The sequence below is a fragment of the Paenibacillus nanchangensis genome (assembly GCF_046543445.1).
Taxonomy (GTDB): domain Bacteria; phylum Bacillota; class Bacilli; order Paenibacillales; family Paenibacillaceae; genus Paenibacillus_AQ; species Paenibacillus_AQ nanchangensis.
Genome location: NZ_JBHOFD010000011.1, coordinates 74,234 through 95,601, shown reverse-complemented (window position 1 = coordinate 95,601; position 21,368 = coordinate 74,234). Strand labels below are relative to the sequence as shown.

At 47.3% G+C, this 21,368-nt stretch carries 18 protein-coding genes; 6 read left to right on the top strand and 12 right to left on the bottom strand.

Annotation, left to right across the window (positions count from 1 at the left end; translation table 11 throughout):
- The first annotated feature begins 6 nt into the window (after positions 1-6).
- A complete protein-coding gene (locus ACE6ED_RS10560; RefSeq protein ID WP_410827082.1) occupies positions 7-597 on the top strand; it encodes a TetR/AcrR family transcriptional regulator in 591 nt (196 codons plus the stop codon).
- Between the two features lie 108 nt (positions 598-705).
- Here ACE6ED_RS10560 and ACE6ED_RS10555 read toward each other — a convergent pair whose 3' ends face one another.
- The 3 genes from ACE6ED_RS10555 to ACE6ED_RS10545 form a co-directional block, all read right to left on the bottom strand.
- Complete coding sequence (locus ACE6ED_RS10555; protein ID WP_410827081.1) at positions 706-969, bottom strand: hypothetical protein; 264 nt, start codon at positions 967-969, stop codon at positions 706-708.
- A gap of 73 nt (positions 970-1,042) precedes the next feature.
- Positions 1,043-1,444 carry a hypothetical protein gene (locus ACE6ED_RS10550; RefSeq protein WP_410827080.1) on the bottom strand — a complete coding sequence of 134 codons (402 nt, stop codon included), beginning with the start codon at positions 1,442-1,444 and terminating at the stop codon, positions 1,043-1,045.
- 544 nt (positions 1,445-1,988) lie between these two features.
- The gene (locus ACE6ED_RS10545; protein ID WP_410827079.1) at positions 1,989-3,614 is read right to left on the bottom strand and encodes a sensor domain-containing diguanylate cyclase; all 1,626 of its coding nucleotides are present in this window, start codon (positions 3,612-3,614) and stop codon (positions 1,989-1,991) included.
- A gap of 340 nt (positions 3,615-3,954) precedes the next feature.
- Here ACE6ED_RS10545 and ACE6ED_RS10540 point away from each other — a divergent pair, with 340 nt between their 5' ends.
- Complete coding sequence (locus ACE6ED_RS10540; protein WP_410827078.1) at positions 3,955-4,338, top strand: PilZ domain-containing protein; 384 nt, start codon at positions 3,955-3,957, stop codon at positions 4,336-4,338.
- 206 nt (positions 4,339-4,544) lie between these two features.
- Complete coding sequence (locus tag ACE6ED_RS10535) at positions 4,545-5,483, top strand: sulfurtransferase (RefSeq protein ID WP_410827077.1); 939 nt, start codon at positions 4,545-4,547, stop codon at positions 5,481-5,483.
- A 403-nt stretch (positions 5,484-5,886) separates the two neighbouring features.
- On the opposite strand, the gene ACE6ED_RS10530 is transcribed toward ACE6ED_RS10535, so the two are convergent.
- Positions 5,887-6,525 carry a nitroreductase family protein gene (locus ACE6ED_RS10530; RefSeq protein WP_410827076.1) on the bottom strand — a complete coding sequence of 213 codons (639 nt, stop codon included), beginning with the start codon at positions 6,523-6,525 and terminating at the stop codon, positions 5,887-5,889.
- A 128-nt stretch (positions 6,526-6,653) separates the two neighbouring features.
- Between ACE6ED_RS10530 and ACE6ED_RS10525 the strand changes: the two genes are divergently transcribed.
- The 3 genes from ACE6ED_RS10525 (at position 6,654) to ACE6ED_RS10515 (ending at position 9,639) form a co-directional block, all read left to right on the top strand.
- Positions 6,654-7,016, top strand: coding sequence for a MerR family transcriptional regulator (locus tag ACE6ED_RS10525; protein WP_410827075.1), 363 nt, complete (start codon positions 6,654-6,656; stop codon positions 7,014-7,016).
- 534 nt (positions 7,017-7,550) lie between these two features.
- A complete protein-coding gene (locus tag ACE6ED_RS10520; RefSeq protein ID WP_410827074.1) occupies positions 7,551-8,132 on the top strand; it encodes an RNA polymerase sigma factor in 582 nt (193 codons plus the stop codon).
- Positions 8,104-9,639, top strand: a complete 1,536-nt coding sequence (locus ACE6ED_RS10515; protein ID WP_410827073.1) for a DUF4179 domain-containing protein — start codon at positions 8,104-8,106, stop codon at positions 9,637-9,639. Before ACE6ED_RS10520 ends, ACE6ED_RS10515 begins: the two co-directional genes overlap by 29 nt.
- Before the next feature lie 137 nt (positions 9,640-9,776).
- Here ACE6ED_RS10515 and ACE6ED_RS10510 read toward each other — a convergent pair whose 3' ends face one another.
- The 8 genes from ACE6ED_RS10510 to ACE6ED_RS10475 all read right to left on the bottom strand — a co-directional run bounded on the left by ACE6ED_RS10510 (position 9,777) and on the right by ACE6ED_RS10475 (position 21,259).
- The gene (locus tag ACE6ED_RS10510; RefSeq protein WP_410827157.1) at positions 9,777-10,490 is read right to left on the bottom strand and encodes an IS3 family transposase; all 714 of its coding nucleotides are present in this window, start codon (positions 10,488-10,490) and stop codon (positions 9,777-9,779) included.
- 110 nt (positions 10,491-10,600) lie between these two features.
- Positions 10,601-10,930, bottom strand: coding sequence for a transposase (locus ACE6ED_RS10505; protein WP_410827072.1), 330 nt, complete (start codon positions 10,928-10,930; stop codon positions 10,601-10,603).
- 262 nt (positions 10,931-11,192) lie between these two features.
- Positions 11,193-13,973: an endo-beta-N-acetylglucosaminidase gene (locus ACE6ED_RS10500; RefSeq protein WP_410827071.1), complete on the bottom strand. Its 2,781-nt coding sequence runs from the start codon at positions 13,971-13,973 to the stop codon at positions 11,193-11,195.
- 114 nt (positions 13,974-14,087) lie between these two features.
- Positions 14,088-15,617 carry an ABC transporter substrate-binding protein gene (locus ACE6ED_RS10495; protein WP_410827070.1) on the bottom strand — a complete coding sequence of 510 codons (1,530 nt, stop codon included), beginning with the start codon at positions 15,615-15,617 and terminating at the stop codon, positions 14,088-14,090.
- A gap of 112 nt (positions 15,618-15,729) precedes the next feature.
- Complete coding sequence (locus ACE6ED_RS10490) at positions 15,730-16,680, bottom strand: carbohydrate ABC transporter permease (protein WP_410827069.1); 951 nt, start codon at positions 16,678-16,680, stop codon at positions 15,730-15,732.
- A gap of 17 nt (positions 16,681-16,697) precedes the next feature.
- Positions 16,698-17,627, bottom strand: coding sequence for an ABC transporter permease (locus tag ACE6ED_RS10485; protein ID WP_410827068.1), 930 nt, complete (start codon positions 17,625-17,627; stop codon positions 16,698-16,700).
- Between the two features lie 273 nt (positions 17,628-17,900).
- A complete protein-coding gene (locus ACE6ED_RS10480; protein WP_410827067.1) occupies positions 17,901-19,505 on the bottom strand; it encodes a response regulator in 1,605 nt (534 codons plus the stop codon).
- A complete protein-coding gene (locus tag ACE6ED_RS10475; RefSeq protein ID WP_410827066.1) occupies positions 19,502-21,259 on the bottom strand; it encodes a sensor histidine kinase in 1,758 nt (585 codons plus the stop codon). The genes ACE6ED_RS10480 and ACE6ED_RS10475 overlap by 4 nt, the downstream gene beginning before the upstream one ends.
- Between the last annotated feature and the right edge of the window lie 109 nt (positions 21,260-21,368).

The following is a 21,368-nucleotide window of genomic DNA, read 5'->3' as shown; positions in this document are numbered from 1 at the left end:
TTTTTCATGAGCGAGGACAAGCCCCGCCTTGATCCCAGAATCGTCCGCACCCGCCAGTTAATCAAGGATGCACTCATCGAGCTGCTGCAGGAGATGGACATTGAAAAAATTACGGTGAACCGGATTGCGGAAAGGGCCACAATCAACCGGGTCACGTTTTATCTGCATTACCGGGATATTCCGGACATGTTCGAGAAGATGGCGGAGGAGATGGTAGGGAACATCCAGCGTGTTCTAAATGCGGACCCGTCCAAGCCGGATGCCGGCGACAAGATGGACACTCATATGATCGTCAAACTGCTGGAGCATATCGCGGAAAATTCTAAATTTTATAAAGTGGTGTTAGGTCCCGGGCGGGCACCGGTGTTTCGGGAGCGGCTGTTGAAGCTGCTATCGGAGATTATTCAGCAGCGGACAATGTGGGATAAAGACGAATATTATGGTTCCAAAGCCGGCGTGTCCAAAGAGATTGCCATGTGGTACGGCCCGTCAGTCCTGATCGGTATTATTATCGCCTGGATCAGGAGCGACTTCCCTTATACGCCTCACTATTTGGCGGAGCAGCTTTCACTGCTGCTTTTGGATAAGGACGGATAAAAAGACAACCGGCTGCGCCAGTTTAAGAGTTAAGAATATGGGTTAAGAATTAAGTGTTAAGAATGAAGGACACAAAAAAGACATGCAGGAGTAATCTCTCCCCATGTCTTATGGTTGTGGTCGCTTGAGGTTGTCTCTCCTTCTGCGCCGGGCCAGCAGCGCCGACAAACCGGCATAGGTCAGCATACCGGCTGCAGCCGCAGCCGCGTACTTGATCCATTCCAAAAACGGGTCTGCCGGGGATTTCCAGACCAGAAGAGATACATTCTCTCCCGCGTATCGCATGGAAGCTTCTTCTAAATGAGCCTCCCATTTGACCGTCAGCCACATTCCATGAACGGTCTGGAGGGCAACATATATTATAATTGCCACAGCCCCTGCCGCCAGCATTTGTAGGATAAAGCGAACTCGCATGCGTGATGACACCTCCGAGCAACCATAAAAATTATTCCTTTACATTCTCCGTCTGGGTGACCAAAAAAGCCTGAATAATCAGTTCTTTCCGGATGGATTCAATGACTTCATCCAAACGGGATTCCCATATAAATGAATCCTGACGGATATAGGCAAGAACCGTATTGCAGCTCTTGTCGAACTCTTCCAGGTGAACTTCGTCACGGTCACTCACTAGAGCCCGCATTGCCCGAGTCAAATCCGAGTAGTCTTCCACAAGCAGCGCTTGCTGCTGCTTCATGCTGTCCTCAAGTTCCCGCCACGCAAACATGCCTTCATTAACGACTTCCTGTGAGCCTTCCACAAATTCAACACCGCCGCAGCTGTTCACAAACGCCTCGATCCGGACCTTCATATCTTTGTAGCTTGCTTTTACATCTTGGATGGTGTACATGGCACCCTCCCTTCTCCCTGTAAAGAAAGAAGACTTCCTGCAGCCCGTGCCTTAAAGGAAGTCTTGGTGTATCCTTACAGTATTAACAAGCTATGTTTATCATAACACTAACCCAAGCTTGTGTATATCCTTACTGCTGCTTTTCTGAAACATTTTTACAAAAAAAAGACTCAATTGACCTTGCGGACAAGATTACCATTTCCTTGCAATCTTTGATAGCAGCGGATATGATATAGGTATAATTAACCAGAGAACAGGAGTGCCTTACTGCCTATGCCATCCTACTATTTCAAAGAGATCTGGACACCCCTTAAATGGGTCGGTATCAAATTTTTCCGTGATGATGAAGGGAATCCGTGGATCAAATATGGTTCAAAAGCGCGAAAACGGCTCCGTTGACCCATTGTTCAATTTTTGCGCAAATCTACAGAATTCTACATATGACAGCTCTAATCCTCATTCATTAAGGTCATTATTTTCGCATTAACGCAATTTTTCGACAAAAAAACATCTCCCCCAAATAATTCGGAGGAGATGCTTTAGATTAAGCAACAAATTCAAACGTAATCCGGTTTTTGCCGCTGCGTTTGGAGATATACAGCGCTTCGTCCGCGAGCCGCAGCGTTTCGCTGGTGTCCGCCCCTTCCGGCCGCCAGACGGCGGCGCCGATGCTGACTCCGACATTCAGCGTCAGCCCGCCGATAAAAAACGGTTCATTAATCCGGTTGATGATCCGTTTGGCGACGGTCTCCGCTTCATATTCCGGGCGGACCGCCGAGGTCTGCAGCACAACGACAAATTCATCCCCGCCGATCCGGGTTACCATTTCATGCTCCCTCGTGCAGTCCAGCAGCCTTAGTGCAACTTCACGCAGCAGCTTGTCCCCGGTATCATGTCCGTAATTGTCGTTCACTGCCTTGAAGCCGTCCAGATCCAGGTAAAGGAAACTTAAGGTGGACAGCTGGTATTTCGCTTTTTGCACCGATTGGGCCAAATAATCGTCAAGCGCAGTGCGGTTGGGCAGCCCGGTCAACGGGTCATGCCGTGCGATTTCCGACATTTGATCAAGCGCTGATTCCGTGTGCGTCAGATTATTCACCAGATTGCGGAGCGACCGGCTGAGCACGGAGATATCACGGATCCCGCCATAATCCGGAATCTCCAGGCGTTCACCTGTGCTTAAACGGTCGGCGGTGTCGGCAATTTGCCGGAGCGGACGAGAAATCCAGCCCGCAAGAAACCAACCGGCCAGGGCAAACAGGAACGCAACAGTCAGTCCCACTGCAAGAATGTATAATCTTAACCGCTCTACGGAGGCAAAAGCGACTTCAGCGGGCTGGCGGACAATGACGGTCCAGCCTAAACCGGGATAGTTCATATAACCGTCGCCGTAGGCATGTCCAGCGAGATACTCCTGACCGTCCTCAACCAGACTCCATCCCGCCCGGTTGGCACCGCTGCCCAAGGTGTACCGGCCCGGCATCGGCTTGCCGATATAGCTGCTTGGGCCAAGCAGCACCGTACGGTCTTTTTTGCTCACGATAAAAATTTCCGCTTCTTTCATCCGGCTGCGCAGCGGCTCCAGAATCGAACGCTCCACTTCCCTTGCCCAGCTCCAGCTTAAATGAGCGGCCAGGACGCCGGTCAGCTGACCGTCCGTTCCCCGCACCGGGAAGCTGAAGTCCACAAACTGCAGCGGCTCGCCGGTTGGATTCGGGAGCAGCTTGGCCAGCATCACGGCGTCATGCACATCGCCGATAAACGGGCCTTTCACCCCTTCCGTGAAGACCGGCCGTTTTGAGACACTTTTGCCCACAAGGATGCCATCCGTTGCGGATTTTACATTGCCCTTGCTGTCGATATACCCGATCCAGGTAAACACCGGCAGACTGATCTTCCATTGATTGAGCAGACTGTCTACTTCACGTGTGTCGATTGGTTCACGAAACGCCCCCAGCTTGCTGAGCACCTCGACTTCCCCGGAACGGGACCACATAAAGTGATCCAGCTTTTCGGCCATCTGGCCTGCCGTATCAGATAACGACAAGCCGATATTTTGCTTCATGGAATCCATGGACTCTTTGCCGATAAAATAACTTAACAGCACGGTAAGCAGAATAATAAATGCCGCGAACGAAGTAGCAAATAAAGTCCGCAAATGAAAGGACATAAAAATTCTCCTTATTAATGAAGGAATATGTAAGAATACAGCGCCATGTCGAATTTAGTCGATAAATTATGTATCGGTTAAGCGGACGCGGAATGTTAGGATCGGTGCCTCTGTTTCATGTCTCCACCGCCAAAAACCGGAGATTTTTATTTGAACCCTGCACTCTCCCTCTCCTCTAATTAAATACAAGCGTTTTTCCGATAAACGGAAAGAGACCTTTTATCGCGCCTGGAAATATCAGGCAGACCTTTCGCCGCTTATATGGAACTATAGTAGATTGTTCCGGGCCAGGCGTTTGGCTATAATAGAGCAAATATCCGCTCGGAGGTAAGGTGAGGTAATGGAAACTCCCAACAGAAAAGAACCGTTCCGGTACGTGATGAATCAACCCATTGATTGTAAAATCGAAGTTCCGGTTGAAAATGGCGGACCGGGAGCGGGCAAGACAACCGAAGGGATTCTGCTGGACCTCAGCCGGTCGGGCTGCAAAATCCGCACGCCGCTGAATCTTCGGTTTACGACGAAGGAAACAAGGATCAAGGTGTATTTTCAACTGAATGATCGGGAACTTGAGTTTGACGGCTGTGTCCGCTGGGGCTGGATGTTTGGTATTGGGTTGTATCAATACGGCATCCGTCTGGATCTTACCCCCGCGGAAGATGAACTGCTGCTGCATGAGCTTGAATTTTTTACGCTCTCTGCCGGCGAAGAAGCCGCTAACTAAGCGTCTCTCTCGCCGCTTGGGCGGCAGCCCGCGTCGGCTAACATCAACTCCGCGCGCATGCCCTCCTGTCCTCCGCTTTCTCCCCGAATGAGTGAATGCAGATCATTTTATCCGCCTCTCTTTTGCAAGGTTCCAAGTAAACGCGCGAGCTAGTATAATTGATCGTACGATTGCATTGCAGCCTGAGGATAAAGGAGCGGATGAATATGGATTTTACGGTGCAGAAACGCTGGCTGCTGGCCCGGCTGTTTGAACCCGATTTGGTCATCGTGGACTGCAGGTTTTGGCTGGAAGACCCCGAAGCGGGAAAAAGCTGGTATGAGGAGAGCCACCTGCCCCGGGCGGTTTATCTGGACTTAAAACGCGATTTATCCGACCCGCCTGCTGCGCACGGCGGCCGTCACCCGCTGCCCTCTGTAGAGCGGATGGCTGCCGTATTTGGCCGCGCCGGCATCCGGCGGGACAGCCGGGTTGTCGTCTATGACGACAACGAAGGGATGAATGCGGCCCGCGTCTGGTGGATGCTCACCTACTTGGGGCATGAGCAGGTGTATGTGCTGGAGCAGGGGTTTTCCGCATGGAAGGATGCCGGTTATCCGGTGACCAGCGATCAGCCCGTGGTCATTCCCACGAATTATGAGGTTACCGTAGCGGCAGAACATTTGCGGGTAGACGTGGAACGGGTACGTGAAGTGTCGGCAAGCTTGAGCGGAGCGGAGTCTGGAGCTGGCTCAGATGTTGGGCCAGGAGCTGGGTCAGGAGACAGACCCGCAGACAGCCCGGCTCAGCCCATCGTGCTGATCGATTCCCGCTCCCGGGAGCGCTACGAGGGCCGCGGCGAGACGCTTGACCCGGTCGCCGGCCATATTCCGGGCGCGGTCAATTTTTTCTGGAAAGAGGTCCTGGAGGAAGACGGCTCCTTTAAAAGCGCGGAGCAGCTCCGGGAACATTTTGCCGGAATCGATCTGGCATCGGAGATCATCGTCTACTGCGGCTCAGGCGTAACCGCCTGCCCGAATGTCTTGGCGCTGCGGAAAGCCGGCTTCGCGAACGTCAAGCTGTATCCGGGGAGCTGGAGTGATTGGATTTCGTACCCGGAGAACCCGGTGGTGACGGGGAAAGAAGAAGATCAGAAAGAAGTATAGCAGTTCTTTCTCAATGAATACATCGTCATGGAGGTAAATGCCCTGGCGATGTATTTTTGTATATGCATGGAATCAACAAATGAAGATGTTCAAAACAAATCAACGAAAGGTCAACACTAGCGTTGAAGATGAAGTGCGGTGAACCGTATCACAAATAGTGGTAAAGCAGAAAGTTGAGATTGTTATATTTTCTATAGAAGATACGTTCAAAAGAAACAACTTCAGCGCTAGAAAGCCGCGTGTTTTCCCGGCTCCGCCGTCTTAAACGGCTATGAAAACGCCTGCCAGAGATTCTGACTAATTTGATCATACGAAAAGACGATAGAATTGGTCTCCCGCAGAAAAGAGCCGGACCGGTAAGGGGCCGACTCTCTTCCTGTTTAATGACAAACACAAGTCCACATTAACGCCAAAAGGTAATTTTCTCGCTAGGCAAGCGCACAGATTCGTGCCCCTCCTCCTTGGCCTTTCCGATGGAGAGGATCATGACCGGAACATACCTTTCGTCGTCCAGATTAAATGCGCTGACGACCTGATCGCGTTCAAAGCCTGCCATCGGATTGGTGTCATACCCATACGCGCGGGCTACCAGCATCAGTTGCATGGCAAATAGGCTTGCATCGATTTTGGCGATTTCGATCTTTAATTCTCTCGGGAGATAAGGATACATGCTCAGAATTTGCGTGACTTGTTTGTCGCGTATTTCTTTAGGCATTTTCCCTTGTTCCACAGCCGTATTATAAATTTCTTCTACATTCTGTTCGCTCTGCGTATCACCCAAAATAATGAGCATCGCCGCGGATGTATCATTTTGCCGCGTATTGAACTGGACCAGAGGACGGAGCTTGTTTTTTCCTTCAGGGGAATAAACCACGATTACGCGCCATGGCTGCATATTTGCAGAAGAGGGAGCCAAGCTTGCTTCTTGAATCATCGCGTGCATTTCTTCCTCTGAAATTTTGGCGTCCTCATCGTACAGTCGTACGGAACGGCGGCCGGTCAGAATGTTGATAAAGTCGTTATTCTGGATATGTTCCATCATATAAGCACTCCTTCTGATAATCCATTATTTTGACAGTAGTGATGTCTCGGGTTATCATGTTGCTAGTATGAACTATGAACCTTGGTTTATAGCAACTATCAATTATTTGGATTCAGAAGGGACAGGTTATGAAAGCTAAGGAAGTTTCTAGACTGACAGAATTACCCATATCCACCTTACGATTCTATGAACGCAAACAGTTAATCCCTGAACAGTTTATATCAAGGGATGAAAATAATTATCGCGTATACGATAAAGGTGTGGTCACCTATTTGCAGGATTTGAAAATGCTGCTCATATTAGGTTTTACAATTCAGGAAGTGGCTTTACTCATAAATGAAAATACCCATCACGTAGAGAAGAGAGCATTGGTGGCGGATAAAATTACATATATTCAGGATGTCGAAGCTAAATTGAAGGCATCTAAAGCATTCTTAAGAGATGTGTTAGAGGATAAGGCTGAGTTTCAGACCCGATGCCAATCGCATTAACGTGGTGTCAGCCTGCCAGCTCCGGGACCGTACCACAGCAAACGGCAACTGGAGTGATTGGATTTCGTACCTGGAGAACACGGTGGCGATCGGAGAAGAAGTTTATGGTTCTGAGGCTTAGAGGCTTAGAAACTTAGAGGCCTAGAGCTATTTGCAAACAAGCAAAGCCCGCGAAGGTGGTCATAGCTCCTTAAAGGAGCCCCCCTTTCGAGTTTACACTAAAAGCACAATTCACAAAAAACGGCCTTTTCCCAAAGTTATTCAGGAAAAGGCCGTTTCTTTTATTTTGAAACCGTTCCTCTTACTCCCAGAAATACTACATCTCCCGGTAGCCAACATCCCAGGTAAGTAATATCCGTGACCCATTTTTGGTTAGGCTGGTCTGCTGTAAACTCTCTGTTCAGGTGGTTGTCAAAGATGACGTAAGTTTACACACATTACATTGCACTAAAAGGAAAATATTTTCACTTTTTTTAGACACGTTTAATTTCATATTCGTCTTATAGTTAAAAAAAGTTTGGAGGTGAGGTTAGGATGGACACTTTTACTGATAAAGAAAAGCTGATTTTAGAGATAATGAACGGAGAAATAAATAAATTCTCAATTATTGTCGAACGGTATCATCAGAGAATTTTCAGCTATTTCATCAAGATGGGCATGAATTATAGCGATGCGCAGGAACTTACCCAAGAGACTTTCTTCAAGGCCTATACAAAACTTGATCAACATAATTTGTCCAAAAAGTTTTCAGCATGGCTTTTTAGTATCGCTATCAATCAAATGAGGGACTTTCAAAGAAAACAAAGGTGGAGATTAAAGCTCCCTTTTGCTGTGGATGAAAACGCAGCAGATTATAGGACCCCGGAAAGTAAATTTATTTATGAGTATCATAAAAAATCCATAATGAATTTATTAAATGTTTTGCCTAAGAAAAAAAAGCAAATACTGATGCTTCGTTATTTAGGAGAACTCAGTTATCAAGAGATTGCTGACATACTGCAAATATCTGCAATAAAAGTAAGAAATGAATTATTTAGTGCCAAAAAGAAGCTTCGTTCAACAATCCAAGAAAAAGGGGATGATTTAAATGAAATGCTTAGAAATTTCGGAGATTGAAGATTTAATTTACGATGTAGATGAAAATAGCCCCCAAAATCTCCATATTAAAACATGCCTTCATTGCAAGCAAATTTATGAACGAGTTCTTAATGAGCATCAAGATCTGCGTAATTTATTTAGCGTAGAGAGCCCCAAAGAGATAAATAAAAACGTTATGCACTACATTTATAATCATGTAAGAAAGAAAGAACCAGTTTCATTTGTTCGTCAGAAAAAGGGATGGAAAAAACAAAGACTATTGATTTCGCTATCAGTCATGTTAATTACTGGGTCATTCCTCTATATATCTGGGCCAACTATTGCGGAGACATTTAAATCACTTTTATCAGTGGACAGCACGGACACTGGATTGCTAAATGCAAAAAAATACGGAACTATCCTGGATCCTGGAGTGTTGGTCACCGATCAAGATTATACATTAAAAATAAACGAAGTTAGTGCAGACGGTGGACGTATAGTAATGGCTCTTCAGCTTTTTAATTCTGATGAATCAAGTTCAGAAGGTATGCTAAATCTTGGTAAACAAAACCACATATATGTTCAAGATGAAAACGGAAAAATATTAGGTGAGTTTAGCCATGTGGGCAAGACGAACAACTACTATCAGTTATCTGTGATCTTTCCTAACTTTATTGAATCAGAAAGCATTAAAGTTGTAGGAGAAATTAACCAGCTTGGTGGTACGGTCGATAATCCAAGAACTATACAGGGAGATTGGAATTTCAATTTTGCTTTAGACTTAAATGAAGCTAATCAAATATCAACTGTTAAAGAAATAAATCAGTCCTATGCTGTCCCTAACACAAATATTATTGTTCAGGTGAATAGGTTAATTCAAACTCCTTCATCAACGAGATTAGAGATGAAAACTAATTCTACTTCTAATGAACTAAAAGTTGGAAGTCTTATGTTTCACTTCGAAGATGATACGGGAAATGAAATTCACAGTATAGGAAGTACTAAGAGTGGGCATAAGCAGGGATTGTTAGATAAACATCAGTATACTGACATCGAAGATGAAAAAATCACTCATTGGTCTTACTCCTTTATAAACATCCCAGATGAAGCTATTTTTGTATTTGATGGTCTTTCGTTATTAGAGGAGGATGGTTCTTCAGTTGATTTTGATTTTAATGAATTGGGGCAAAATATGATAACGTTCGAAGGAAAAAACAACGAGGATCAGATTCATTTAAATAAAGTTGTTCTATCCGCTGAGGGAGAGGATAAAACAAATCAAACCATAATTAAAATTAATGGCTTTAGCAACAGTATCTTTATTAATGATCAATGGATTATTCAGCGTATCGGTGATACAAAGATATATCCAGTACAATTTAGAGGTGGCTTATCCCCTTCAGGAAGCGGAACTGAAATTAGTAATAATTCTGAATTTGTAATAGAAGGACTACCAAATATTGAAGGAGAATTCAAGTTGGTCCGGACATTTGTGGAAAGATTATATACTTCTGTTGATTGGTCAATAGCTTTAAATGAAAAATAACCTAGTGTGGATATTTAGTACGACGGTATTCATTCAGTTACCAAAGTATTGCGGTATTGACTTTAACGAAAAGCAACAAAAGAAGCCCTACCTACCACTTTAGTCAAGCCCCCAATCAGTAGACATTGAAAAAACACCTAAGCAGCAAACTGGCGTCGGTAATCTACCGGTGCCAGTTTATTTAATTTACGCTGTGGTCGTCTTCGGTTATAAAACTGAATGTATTTCTTAATTCTCTTTTGTGCCTCCGCCATTTTTCGGATATCATAAGGGTAGTGCCCTTCCGTTTTAAGATGCGAGAAGAAGCTCTCCATAGAGGCGTTGTCTAGGGAATTGCCCCGGTGTGACATGCCGATTTGGGCGCCAACCTTTGGCAGCATGTCATGGTATGCATGAGACGTGTACTGGAATCCCTGGTCGCTGTGAACGACCACTCCGGTCACGTCTTTTCGCTTGGCAAATGCTTTGGCAAACGTGCGGAGAACTAACTCGCTATCGTTACGTTCGCTTAGCTGGTAGGCAATAATCTCATTGTTGAACAAATCTTTTATTGCCGAGAGATAGAGCCAGCGTTCGCCTACCCGGTATTGGGTCACATCCGTTACCCATTTCTGGTTGGGTTTGTCTGCCGTAAAGTCTCGTTTCAGCAGTTTCTCTACCACACGATCTCCAGCCTGCTGCTTCGTCCCGTTCCTCCTACGTTTCCGGCGAATCCTGGCTTGAAGTCCAAGCTTTTGCATGAGGCGCAGAATCTTCTTGTGGTTCATCCATATGCCGTCATCTTGCCACAAGAACAATTGGAGCTGCCGATACCCGTACTTTCCCTCGTAGCACTTGTAGACTTTACGAATTTGTTATTTGGCTTCGGCGTTGCGGTCGTTCCCTTTTCGCTTCAAATAGGCGTAGTAACCGCTTCTGGAGACGCCAAAGAGTTGGCACAACTCCGCAATTCCTCCTAGGCCTACGGCTTGCTCGATGAGTTTAAAGCGTTCTTCCTTACCTCCTGCATCCAGATTTCCAAGCACTTTTTTAACATGTCATTCTCCCGTTTAAGCCTTTGAACATACCGATCCTGATCCATATATTCCTCTCGGCGCCCTCGCTGATCCAATAATCCATACTCACCCAGTTCTCTGTACTTACGCATCCATTTCTTAACCCTATTCTTAACCTGGATCCCAAGATGTTCAGTGATCTGTCTGTATGTCCATTTCTCTTCCACATGTAGTCGGATTGCCTCTTTCTTATCTTCTTCCGTATATGATTTAAACTTCTGTCCTTTAATCGCCATAAAAATGCACCCCTTAGATTTCATCGGATTAACCAGGAGGTTTTTCCAATGTCTATTCTAAGGAGTGCACTTCACTGCTTTAACATAGTTTTCTCCTTTGTTACGACTAGTTTCGTTTCTTATTAAGACAGTTGTTAGCAGCTAAATATAACAACGAGAAGAAAAAAAGAAAGAACCCGCGAAGGAGCACGGGTTCTTACTCGCGGATTCTTTCTCCCCGATTCTTTATCGCGAGTTCTTTTAATGCATAGTTAAGTTCAGCTTACTTCAGCCCCCACACTTCAAAGTCATAAATCCGGGCAGCCGTATCGCCGCCCTGTGTGGCTTTATTGACCTGCAGACGCACGTATCTGCCGGTGGTCAGTTCGATGGCATGCCGGCTGACCGGTTCCGTATTATTTGCTGCCGTCACCGCATCTGTCCACGTTGTTCCATCCGTGCTGACCTGAATGGTATAGCTTTGTGTGTTAAAAGCAGCCGGTTCTCCACCCGCTTCGGCATGACGGAGCACAAATTCACTGATTTTTCGTTCCTCGCCGAGATCCACGGTCATCCTATGCGGGCCTTCCCCCACCGCACACCATTTGGTATCCTGCCGGCCATCCACAGCAAAAGCTGGCGCTTCTTTCTCATTCACATAGCTGGATGCCGAAACCTTCTGATTCAACGCCACATTCCCTACTCCGTTCACAGCTTCCTTTGTAACCGTAATTAATTTTTTCTCAAGACGGTCTTCTCCTTCGCTGTTGGAAGCGATCAGCGCAACTTCATAGGTACCTTCCTTTAAATAGGTTACTTTTGGATTTCTTTCCGTGCTTTCGGCCGGCTGGCCGCCAGTAAAACTCCAGCGCCAAACTTCGGTTACCTCAGACGATAAATCGGTAAACTGCACACTGCCGCCAGGCGCTACCAGTGTCTTATCCGCTGTAAAATTGGCCGTTGGCTTCGGATAAGCCGGCCACTGCAGATTTACACGGGCTTCCTTACCTTGTTCATAGTGACGGTTCACCGGGATAACTGCGATCTTCGATGTGGTCTCTTTCTCCGCTCGTTTCATTTCAGGAATATAATAGACGTTATTGCCGGTCATGCCCATCAGTTCATATTTGCCATTCGGATGTACACGGTAAATATGGTAATATAAAATATCCTCATCCTGCTTAGGCGGCTGCCACGACAAACGTGCATCTCCATAAATCCCGTCGCGGAAATCGCTTTCAATCATTTTAAGCTCTTTGACCTGCTTAGGCTTCTTTGGCCGATCCTTCTCACTCGTGACCGCCAGCCGGCCGATATTCGTCTGGTAGGCCGGCACGTCGGCCAAAGGCTGCACGCGAAGCGATATACCTGTGATTGTACGTCCCTTATGTTTGTTCAGACGTATGCTTCCCTGAACCCATTCTTGTCCTTCCCTCGTCTCTCCGACCTTTTCGAGATCAAAAAATTCATATTGTGCCGGGGCATCCGAAAAAGCTAACCCAACCTGCAATTTTGCATCTGCAAAACGATTGGTGTAGATCAATTCCACCTCTGTTTGCGGCTCAACCGGTATCTTTGTCTTATACAGCTTCACTTCTGCGGTTGACCCCTTTTTCAGTTCCCCTGCGAGTTTCAGTGAGCTGCCGCCGTAATAAGCTTTGGCGAAATCAAAGTCCGGCTGAAGCTGCGATCCCTTTCCATCCGATTGGACAATCCAGCGCCAAGTCGGCAGCAGATCCTGCAAGCTGCGGTTGCTCCATTCCCGGCTTCGCACCGCTTTCCCGTCGACAGCAAACATCTGTCCGTTACCTGTATTAAAATGAGTCATAAATTCTGTTCCGGTAATCACGCTTTTTTCCGGCACATCATGGGCTATACCTCTCCAGGCAAGCGGATCACCGGCATTGGCAAGAGCCGGATTTGAGGGATCTTTAGCTGGCCCAACCCAGAAAATTTGTTCTTTTTCCATAAACTCATCATGGGTTTCTGCGCTGTTAAAGGTCCAATCCGGGCGGTAGAGCCCAAGTGAGGTGACCGATTTGCTGTGATCGGGAAACAGCACCGGCCAATTATACCGTCCTTCATAGCCTTTTGCTTCGACATCTATTCCCGCATAAAGGTCATACGGACTTCGGCCCAGCTCGGCCGCCTTCGCCGGCGAATTTAAAAACGGCGTGATATAGTCATATTTACCATCCTGTTCATCTTTGTACTGCCAGCGGAAATCGAGGAACATGCTGTCTGACAGCCGCTGTTGTCCTGACTGAAAAAACATCGCATTTTGATCCGTCAGCGCGCCCTGCCATTTCACAGGACCATCCTTAATCATCGAATCATACCACATGATTTCCATGCCGCTTTTTTTATGCTGCTGAAGGTAGGCCAGAAATGCTGCCATTCGCGCCGCATCCTCCGCCGTTCCCCCTTGCGTCTCCTGATTGATGAACCATCCGTCGAAACCGTAATACGCCGCAGCTTCAATCAGCTTATCCGCTACCGGAAACGAGCCGTCTTCCCGCTGCTGCAGCAGATCCCGCAGCCACTGAATTTTGCCTCCATGCTCCGTTTGCGGAAGGAATACCGTCCCGTATACAGGGACGCCGTTTTTATGAGCGGCATCGATTACATCCGCGCTTGGAGGCACGATAAGCCCTTCTCCTGCCGACCCGCCCCACATCACCAGCTTATCGATATACTGCCAGTAGCTGAACGTATAGGTATGAAACCGGTCCGACCCCTGTGAAGGCGCACCGCTGGTGCTGGGATACATGGAGGCAATCGCGACCACCTTCACTTCCTCTTTGGCATTTGGATTGGCCTTTTCGCCTACAAAACGTTGATGCTGAAGCTTGACGGATCCCCGGTTAAACCGGGCGTCCTTGTCGGCAGCCGGAGACCAGGAAAGGAGCGTATCCGGATACCAATAGGAAGAATACGGCTGCTCGGCTGCAGCAGGAGTTCCTCCGAACCCAATGGCGCCTGCCAGCATAACAACCGCCACTCCTACCTTCAGCTGCCGCTTCCTTTTACTTCCGGCAAACAAGCCAGGTTTCTTTTGTTTCATTCCGTATCCTCCCTTGTCGAGCGCAGATTGAATATAGCAAGAAGGAGAAACGGCCTAACCGGCCGTCCCTCAACTGCCGCCGATCTCTCCTGCTTATCACTTATTTTCGGCTCTTTACTTGTTTTCTGCTTTCCACTCGTCAAACTGTTTCTGAGCCTCGGCAATAACCTTGTCGATTCCCGCATCCTGAAACTTTTGTTTTGCTTTGGAGAGATACTCATCGGGATCAACGGAACCCGTGTACAGCGCCGGAATAAATTCCTTGGCAACATTGGTGATGGCCGCCACTTCGGTTTTTACCGGAGCCGTGTCAAAGTTAAAACCAAAAGTAGGCGCGACAACGGCAGAGCTGTTAAACTTTTCAAACTCGCTCCATTTGTCCTTGGGTTCACCCTCATGAAGATAGGTGAGAAACAGGTTGCCGAGCGCAAAACCGGGCATTGCATAGTTTTCCTGCATCGCCGGCAGATCTTCGATGTAAGGGTCCTCCAGCTTTTTATAGTGCGTGCCTTCCAGGCCATATTGGATCATGTTGCGGAGCTTCACATCGGTATTCAACAGGTTCAGAAACATCATTGCCCGCTCCGGATGTTTGGAGTAAGAGGAAATGGCCATCATCGAGCCTGCCGCCGAGCTGGTGTAAATTACGGGTTGATGCATCGGACGTGTCACGATCTCATACCCTGCGTTCCTGGACCATCCCATTTCGGCATACGGCTGTGTAATTTCACGGTCCACCAGCCATTTGCCCGTTTTTATGTTATCTATTCCGTCCAATGTGGCGATGTCTTCGCGGACATAACCTGCCTTGTAATAACTGCGCATCGTTTTTAGTGCAGCATTCAGCGCTGAGGAATCCAAAATATTTTCGTATTTGAAATCCTTTGTATCGATAGGCATGCCGATCGGAATTTCGTCCCCCAGCAGGAAATCATACGGCATATAAGGCTTGAAGCTTTTCGGAACCGCCAGAGGAGTGATATCCGACGGTTCGTTTGCTTTAATTGTTTTGAGAAGGGGCTCCAGGTCCTCTAAGGTGGTCACATTGGAGATGTCCAGCTTGTATTTATCAAGGTATTTTTTGTTAAACCGCCATACAAACTGCTGGGCAAGCTCTTTATTCGCCGGAATGCCATAATTGACCCCATTCACCTTTGTTCCTTCCAAAAACCGCGGGTCCAGCACATCTTTAATACCTTGACCGTACTGGTCCAGCAGCTCATTCAGGGGTTTGAACGCTCCTTTGGCCGCATTAGGCAAATAGTCAAATGCCCATGAACTGGTAAACGCAATATCATAATTTTCCCCTGAGCTGGTGATTACCTGCATTCTCTGGCTGTAGTCGCCCCAGTCGATCATTTCAATTTCAAGACTGGCGTTGATTTTTTCCTCCAAGTATTTGTTGATTTCTTCCTGCACCATGGGAAGATCCTTTTGCGACGGTCCAATCATATACATTTTCAGTTTGACCGGTTCAAGCTTGGATACGTCAATGGTCCCGTCGCTTTGAACCGCTGCTTCCTCCTTGGAAGTATTGCTTGAGCTTCCGCTGCTTTCCTTGCCGCCGCAGCCCGTCAAAACAACGGAGAGCGCCAGCACAATGGCCAGCACCAAAGCAGCAGATGAACCCTTTTTTCTGAACATGTGTTTTCCCCCTTGGAACATAAATGTTGGTATAATGATACCGCTTACAGACAGCGTCGAAAGCCAAGCTTTGTCGCTGCCTTAGGCGGGACAAACCAAGATCATCCGGACTTCAGCCCTTCACTGAACCGATGGTGAGCCCCTGGACAAAATAACGCTGAAAAAACGGATAGGCCATTACAATTGGCAGGGTAGCCAGCACAACCATCGCCATACGAACCGTTTCCGTCGGCAATCCGGCTGCCGCATCAAAAGAACCTAAATTTTGTGCATTTTTGATCATAAAATCCATGTTTTTTTCAATTTGCATCAGCAAAAACTGCAGCGGCGGCGTCTTCTGCGGATGGTTATAATAGAGCAGCGCATTAAACCAGTCGTTCCAGTACCCTAAAGAGCTAAACAAACCGATGGTCGCAATACCGGGCAGGGATACAGGCAAGACAATCCGGACAAAGGTGGTAAACTCTCCCGCCCCGTCTATACGCGCCGATTCGATAATCTCATCAGGCACCGTTGTCTGAAAAAAAGTTCGCATGACGATGATGGAAAACGCACTGAGGGACAAAGGAAAAATCAGCGCCCAAATCGTATTTTGCAAATGTAAAAACTGAGTCATCACAATATAGCCTGGAACCATTCCACCCGAAAACAGCATCGTAAAAAAGGCCAGAAAACTGAATACACCACGAAATTCAAAGCTCCGCCTGGATAAAGCATAAGCATAAGTCGTTACCAGTATCAGGCTGATCAGCGTTCCCAAAACGGTGACCAGCAGGGTTAAACCAAAGGAAGAAAACAGCTCCCCGCCGGTCTGAAAAATATAAGCATAGGCAGCGGTGCTAAATTTGCTTGGCCACAGGCTGAAGCCCTCCATCGCCAATGTCTGCTCATCCGTCAGCGAGATCATGATCACAAACAAAAATGGAAATACACACGAAAACGAGAATAAACCAATTACAATATGAAACAGCGTATTCCACGGCGGAGAAATCGCGTTAAAATCCCTTTTTCTTCTGCGGCCGGCTTTTACCGGTTCACTAGCGGTGCGTGATAGCTGAGACATCCCGTACACTCCTTGCTTTAAAAGATGGCATGCTCCCTTTCGATTTTCCGGACAATATAGTTGGAGATCAAAATCAGGATTAAACCCACCAGGGATTGGTATAAGCCGGCGGCGGTACTCATTCCGATGTCTCCCATGTTGATAAGTCCTCTATAGACAAAAGTGTCGATAACGTTCGTTACAGGATAAAGCGCTCCCGAATCCTTGGGAAGCTGATAAAACAGACCAAAATCAGAACGGAATATGCCCCCGATTGCCAAAATGGTTAAAATAATCATCAGCGGTTTCAGCAGCGGGATCGTAATATAGCGGGCCTGCTTCCATTTGCCTGCGCCGTCGATCACCGCGGCCTCATAATAGGATTTGTCGATCCCGGTAATCGCCGCCAAATAAATGACGCTGTTATAGCCAACACCTTTCCAGATGCCTACAAACACCAGAATAAACGGCCAATATGGAGCGCTAGAATACCAGCTGACCGGTTCTCCCCCAAAAAAGGTAATCATCTGATTCAGCGTCCCCTTATCCACGCTCAGAAAGGTAAACGCAAAATAACTGATAATGATCCATGATAAAAAATGCGGCAAAAACATGCCGGTCTGGTACACCTTTGCCATTCGTTTGTTCACCAGCTCGCTGAGCATAATGGCAAACCCGACAGCGACGACCAGGCCAAAAATAATAAACGCCAGGTTGTACAAAATGGTATTTCTCGTAATGATGTAAGCATCCGAGGTCATAAACAGATACTCAAAATTTTTCATTCCAACCCATTCGCTGTTAAAGACGCTGGCAAAAAAACCGTCCGGGCTGATTCTGAAATCCTTGAACGCGAGCACCGTTCCAAACATGGGCAAATAAGCAAAAACAAGAAACCAAATCGTTCCTGGCAAAATCATCAGCAGCATAAACCGGTTCCGGATTACCTTTTTGATGAATGCCGGCATAGGCATCCTCTCCTTACCAACACTTGAAGTATCGCTGTACTTTTGAAATCCCCCACAGATCCCCGGCACAGCCTTGGGCCATTCGCCAATCTGAACACCCGTTATTCCTGCTTCTATTGTGGCAAGTAAGCGCTATCTCGCTCAAGTTGAAAAACATAAGAATGTTATGTACAAATTAAAGGTTTAACTAAAAAAGGAGGAAGCTTAGAACGCTTCCTCCCTTTTCACTGCCGTTCATGACGTATTTGCGCCCACAAACCACGAAAAAACATATTAATGACGTTTTTGCGTATCTAACTCTTGTTCAGCTGTCAGTAACGACGTTTTAGCGTACCGGGCTCTCATATTGGTTGGCGATATTCCGGTGTATTTTTTGAACTGGCGATAGAAATACGAACTATCCATATAACCTACATGAGTTGCAATATCAGAGGTTTTTTGGTCCGTATGCAAGAGGAGCCGGGCAGCTTGCTCGATCCGGTATTGATTTAAATAATCCGAAAATGTCGCCCCCACCTCCTGCAGAAACAGCTGTCCTATGTAATTGGGATGCAGCTGCAGGCGCTGGCTTAATGTCTTTAATGACAGTTCCTCAGCATAATGATGTTCTACCTGGTCTAAGAGATAAGAAACGTGCGTGCTGCAGCAGGGACGCTCCTCCTGCTTCCGGTCAAAGGTGCGGCTGACCACCAGCAGCACATGCTGCTGCAGTTCCTCCAGCGTATAAATACGTTGAAGCGGTGTGAATACGTCGCTGTAATCGGTATTGTTTGCAATTTCCTTTACAGCGAGCATCAATTGTACCGCCAAATTCAGGTATCCCTCTCTTGAAACGGTATCCATGTCTGAAGCAGCGCCAAGGACGGAGACAATATGCTTCTCAATCTTCTCGGAATCTCCTTCAATCACATGCTTGTTCAACGCATCCAGCCCGCCTGTAAACGGAGAAGGTACGGCCTTTTCCTCATCTGCCCTGCCGCAATAAACCGGCTTGCCGTTTGTGATCAGCCGGGTTTCCAGCTGTCTTTTGGCGTGGATGTAGCTGTCTGGAACCTCCGTCATGTTACCCTTGGCGTCCGCTGCTCCGGGTTCGCACCAAAACCGCATTCCGGTCCGGCTGTGCAGCTGCTCCAAGCAGGAATACAGGGCCTCCCGCTCCGCTTCTCTCCAGCGGTCTCCACCGGTATACGGGAGGAATACCACAAGATCGTCATCGCGGTCCGTAAATACAATGGAGTTCTTAAAGGCCCCGCAGCATTCAGACAAAAGGCCGCCAAGAAGCTCCGGCAAACAGCTGGTTTCAAGTATCCCCAGCCCTCTGTTTTCAGGGTCCCAAACCCGGACAACATGGACGTGAAAGGTTTTGCCTTTTAACGAGAAACCGAGCAATTCAGCCCTCTGCTCCAGCTCTGGCGCTTCGATCGTTCCGTTAACCCACCGCTGCAAAACATTACTCCTCAGCACCTTCCAATCTTCTTCCTGACAATACCGGCTTCGTTCTTCGCGCTGCCAGTCTTGCACAATAAGTTCGATGGTGGATTCGAGTTCTTCAAGATTGATCGGCTTCAAAATATAGTTTTGAATCCCAAGCTTAATCCCGCGTTTAACATAGTCAAACTCCTCGTAGCCGCTTAATATAATAAACCGGGTGTGAGGGTGCAGCTCCTTGATCTTTTGGATTAACTCCAAACCGTTCATTTTAGGCATCATAATGTCCGTTATCAGCAGATCCACGGGTTCGTCTCTTAGTTGTTCCAAAGCCTCTGCACCGTCCCGCGCCGTTCCCGCCACTTCGAAGTTAAACCGGCTCCAGTCCATAATAGCGGATAAGCCCTGAACGATAAGCGGCTCGTCATCAACAAACCATACCTTTCTCATGTACTCTCCCCCTTAAGCAGCATAGGTATTTTCAGGCAGACCTCAGTGCCCCGGCCCTCTTGGCTGGCTATCGTCAATCCGTACCCCGGCCCGTAATTGAGCACAATTCGTTCGTGAACGTTCATCAAGCCAATGGATGCATACACTTTATCCACTCCAGAGGCAGCAGCACCGTCAAGCGTTCGTCTAATCTCTTCCAATCTGCTTGGCGAAATGCCCGTTCCGTTATCCGTAACTGTAATCAAGATATATTCTTGTTCGCGTCTGGCCGTAACACAAATCCGGTTATCCTCCTCCGACGACCGGAAGCCGTGGACGAAATAATTTTCAACTACAGGCTGAACCAACAGTTTAATCATCGGACAATCCCGAATCTCCGGTTCAAGCTCAATTTGCGTCACCAGCCGGCCTTCATAACGGATACGCAGCAGCTCCAAATACACCCTGCACATTTCGAGTTCTTCTCCAAGCGTAACGATGGTGCTCTGCTTGACCATATTTTTAAACAAGACCGACAGACTGTAGATCATTTGCCCGGTTTCCCTAGCTCCCTGCACGTAAGCCTTCATTCGGATAGATTCCAGCGTGTTATATAAAAAATGCGGGTTGATCTGGGACTGCAAAGCGACGAGTTCTGCCTGTTTTTGCTTGAGTTCGGAAGTGTACATCTGGTCAATGTACTGCTCCAGCCGGTCCCCCATATCGTTAAACCGGGCGGCAATCTGCTGCAGTTCGTCTTCTCCCGGCATGTGAATCCGGGTCGATAAATCCCCTTCCCCGATCCGGTTCATAGAGCGAATAATCCGCTGCACCTTTTTTGAATACTTTCGTATAACCGAGAAGGTAACCGCGAAGCTCGCGGCTATAAATAAAAGCGTAATGGCTGCCAAGCTGAGCTTGAGATGTTTGGTATTCAGCTGAATGGATGATTTGGGCACCATTGCAGCAACACTCAGACCTGAATTTCCGACTTGAAGCACCGTTGCTTTTGAGGATTCATCCGGCTGTACCCGCTTGTCTCCATGATTTAGATCCATTCGATGAACGGAGCCGCTCCGGCTTCCTTCTCCTTCTGAATCAAAGATCGTCTCCCCCTGCGGTGTTAGCGCTACGAGCCTTCCTCTCATGGAAGCCCTGTTTTCCAGCCAAGCCGAGATTTGCTTTCGGTCAAATTCAACATTAATGATCCCGATTTGTTCAAGCGTCCACGGGTCTTTTAACTCGCGGGAGTAGGAGTAAACCTCCTGATTCCCCTCTTTTTTCGAATCCCAGCTCTGGGGTTCAAGCAGATTAAACGGGGGGGCATAATGTTGGGAAACGGTTTCATTATCGAGCATCTGCCGGCTTTTACTGAAGAACATATCGAAGTTTTGAGTACTGCTGTACACGGTTATGCTTTTGACACCGGGCTCCTGCTCCAAGTAATTTTTGATCAATGCCGTAAAGGAGCGGGGCCGCTCTCCTGTCCTGGAGTAGAGATCAAGCCTGTACTTCAAATAACTTTCATAATCATGGTTCAGAAAAAACGTTAGCTCATCACTAAGCGCGGCGTCTCCATAAATTTGTTGCAGCATGCTCATCACTCCCTCATACTGGCGGTTCAAGTACATACTTAGGACATGAGCAGATTTGAGATTGGCATCGGTATACTCGCGTAAAATCCGCTGGGTCTGGTACTGGTAGACAAGCACCGCAGCGATTCCAAAAAGAAGCATCATTACGGCGGAATACAACACAATGATTTTGTTGAACATCTTTCGTTTCAGGTGATTGGAATAAAACCTCCGGAGTTTCCAGATATCGACCACTTCCTATTTTTAGCGCTTACTTTCGGGGTTCAGTTTAACACCTTACCCATTCTTG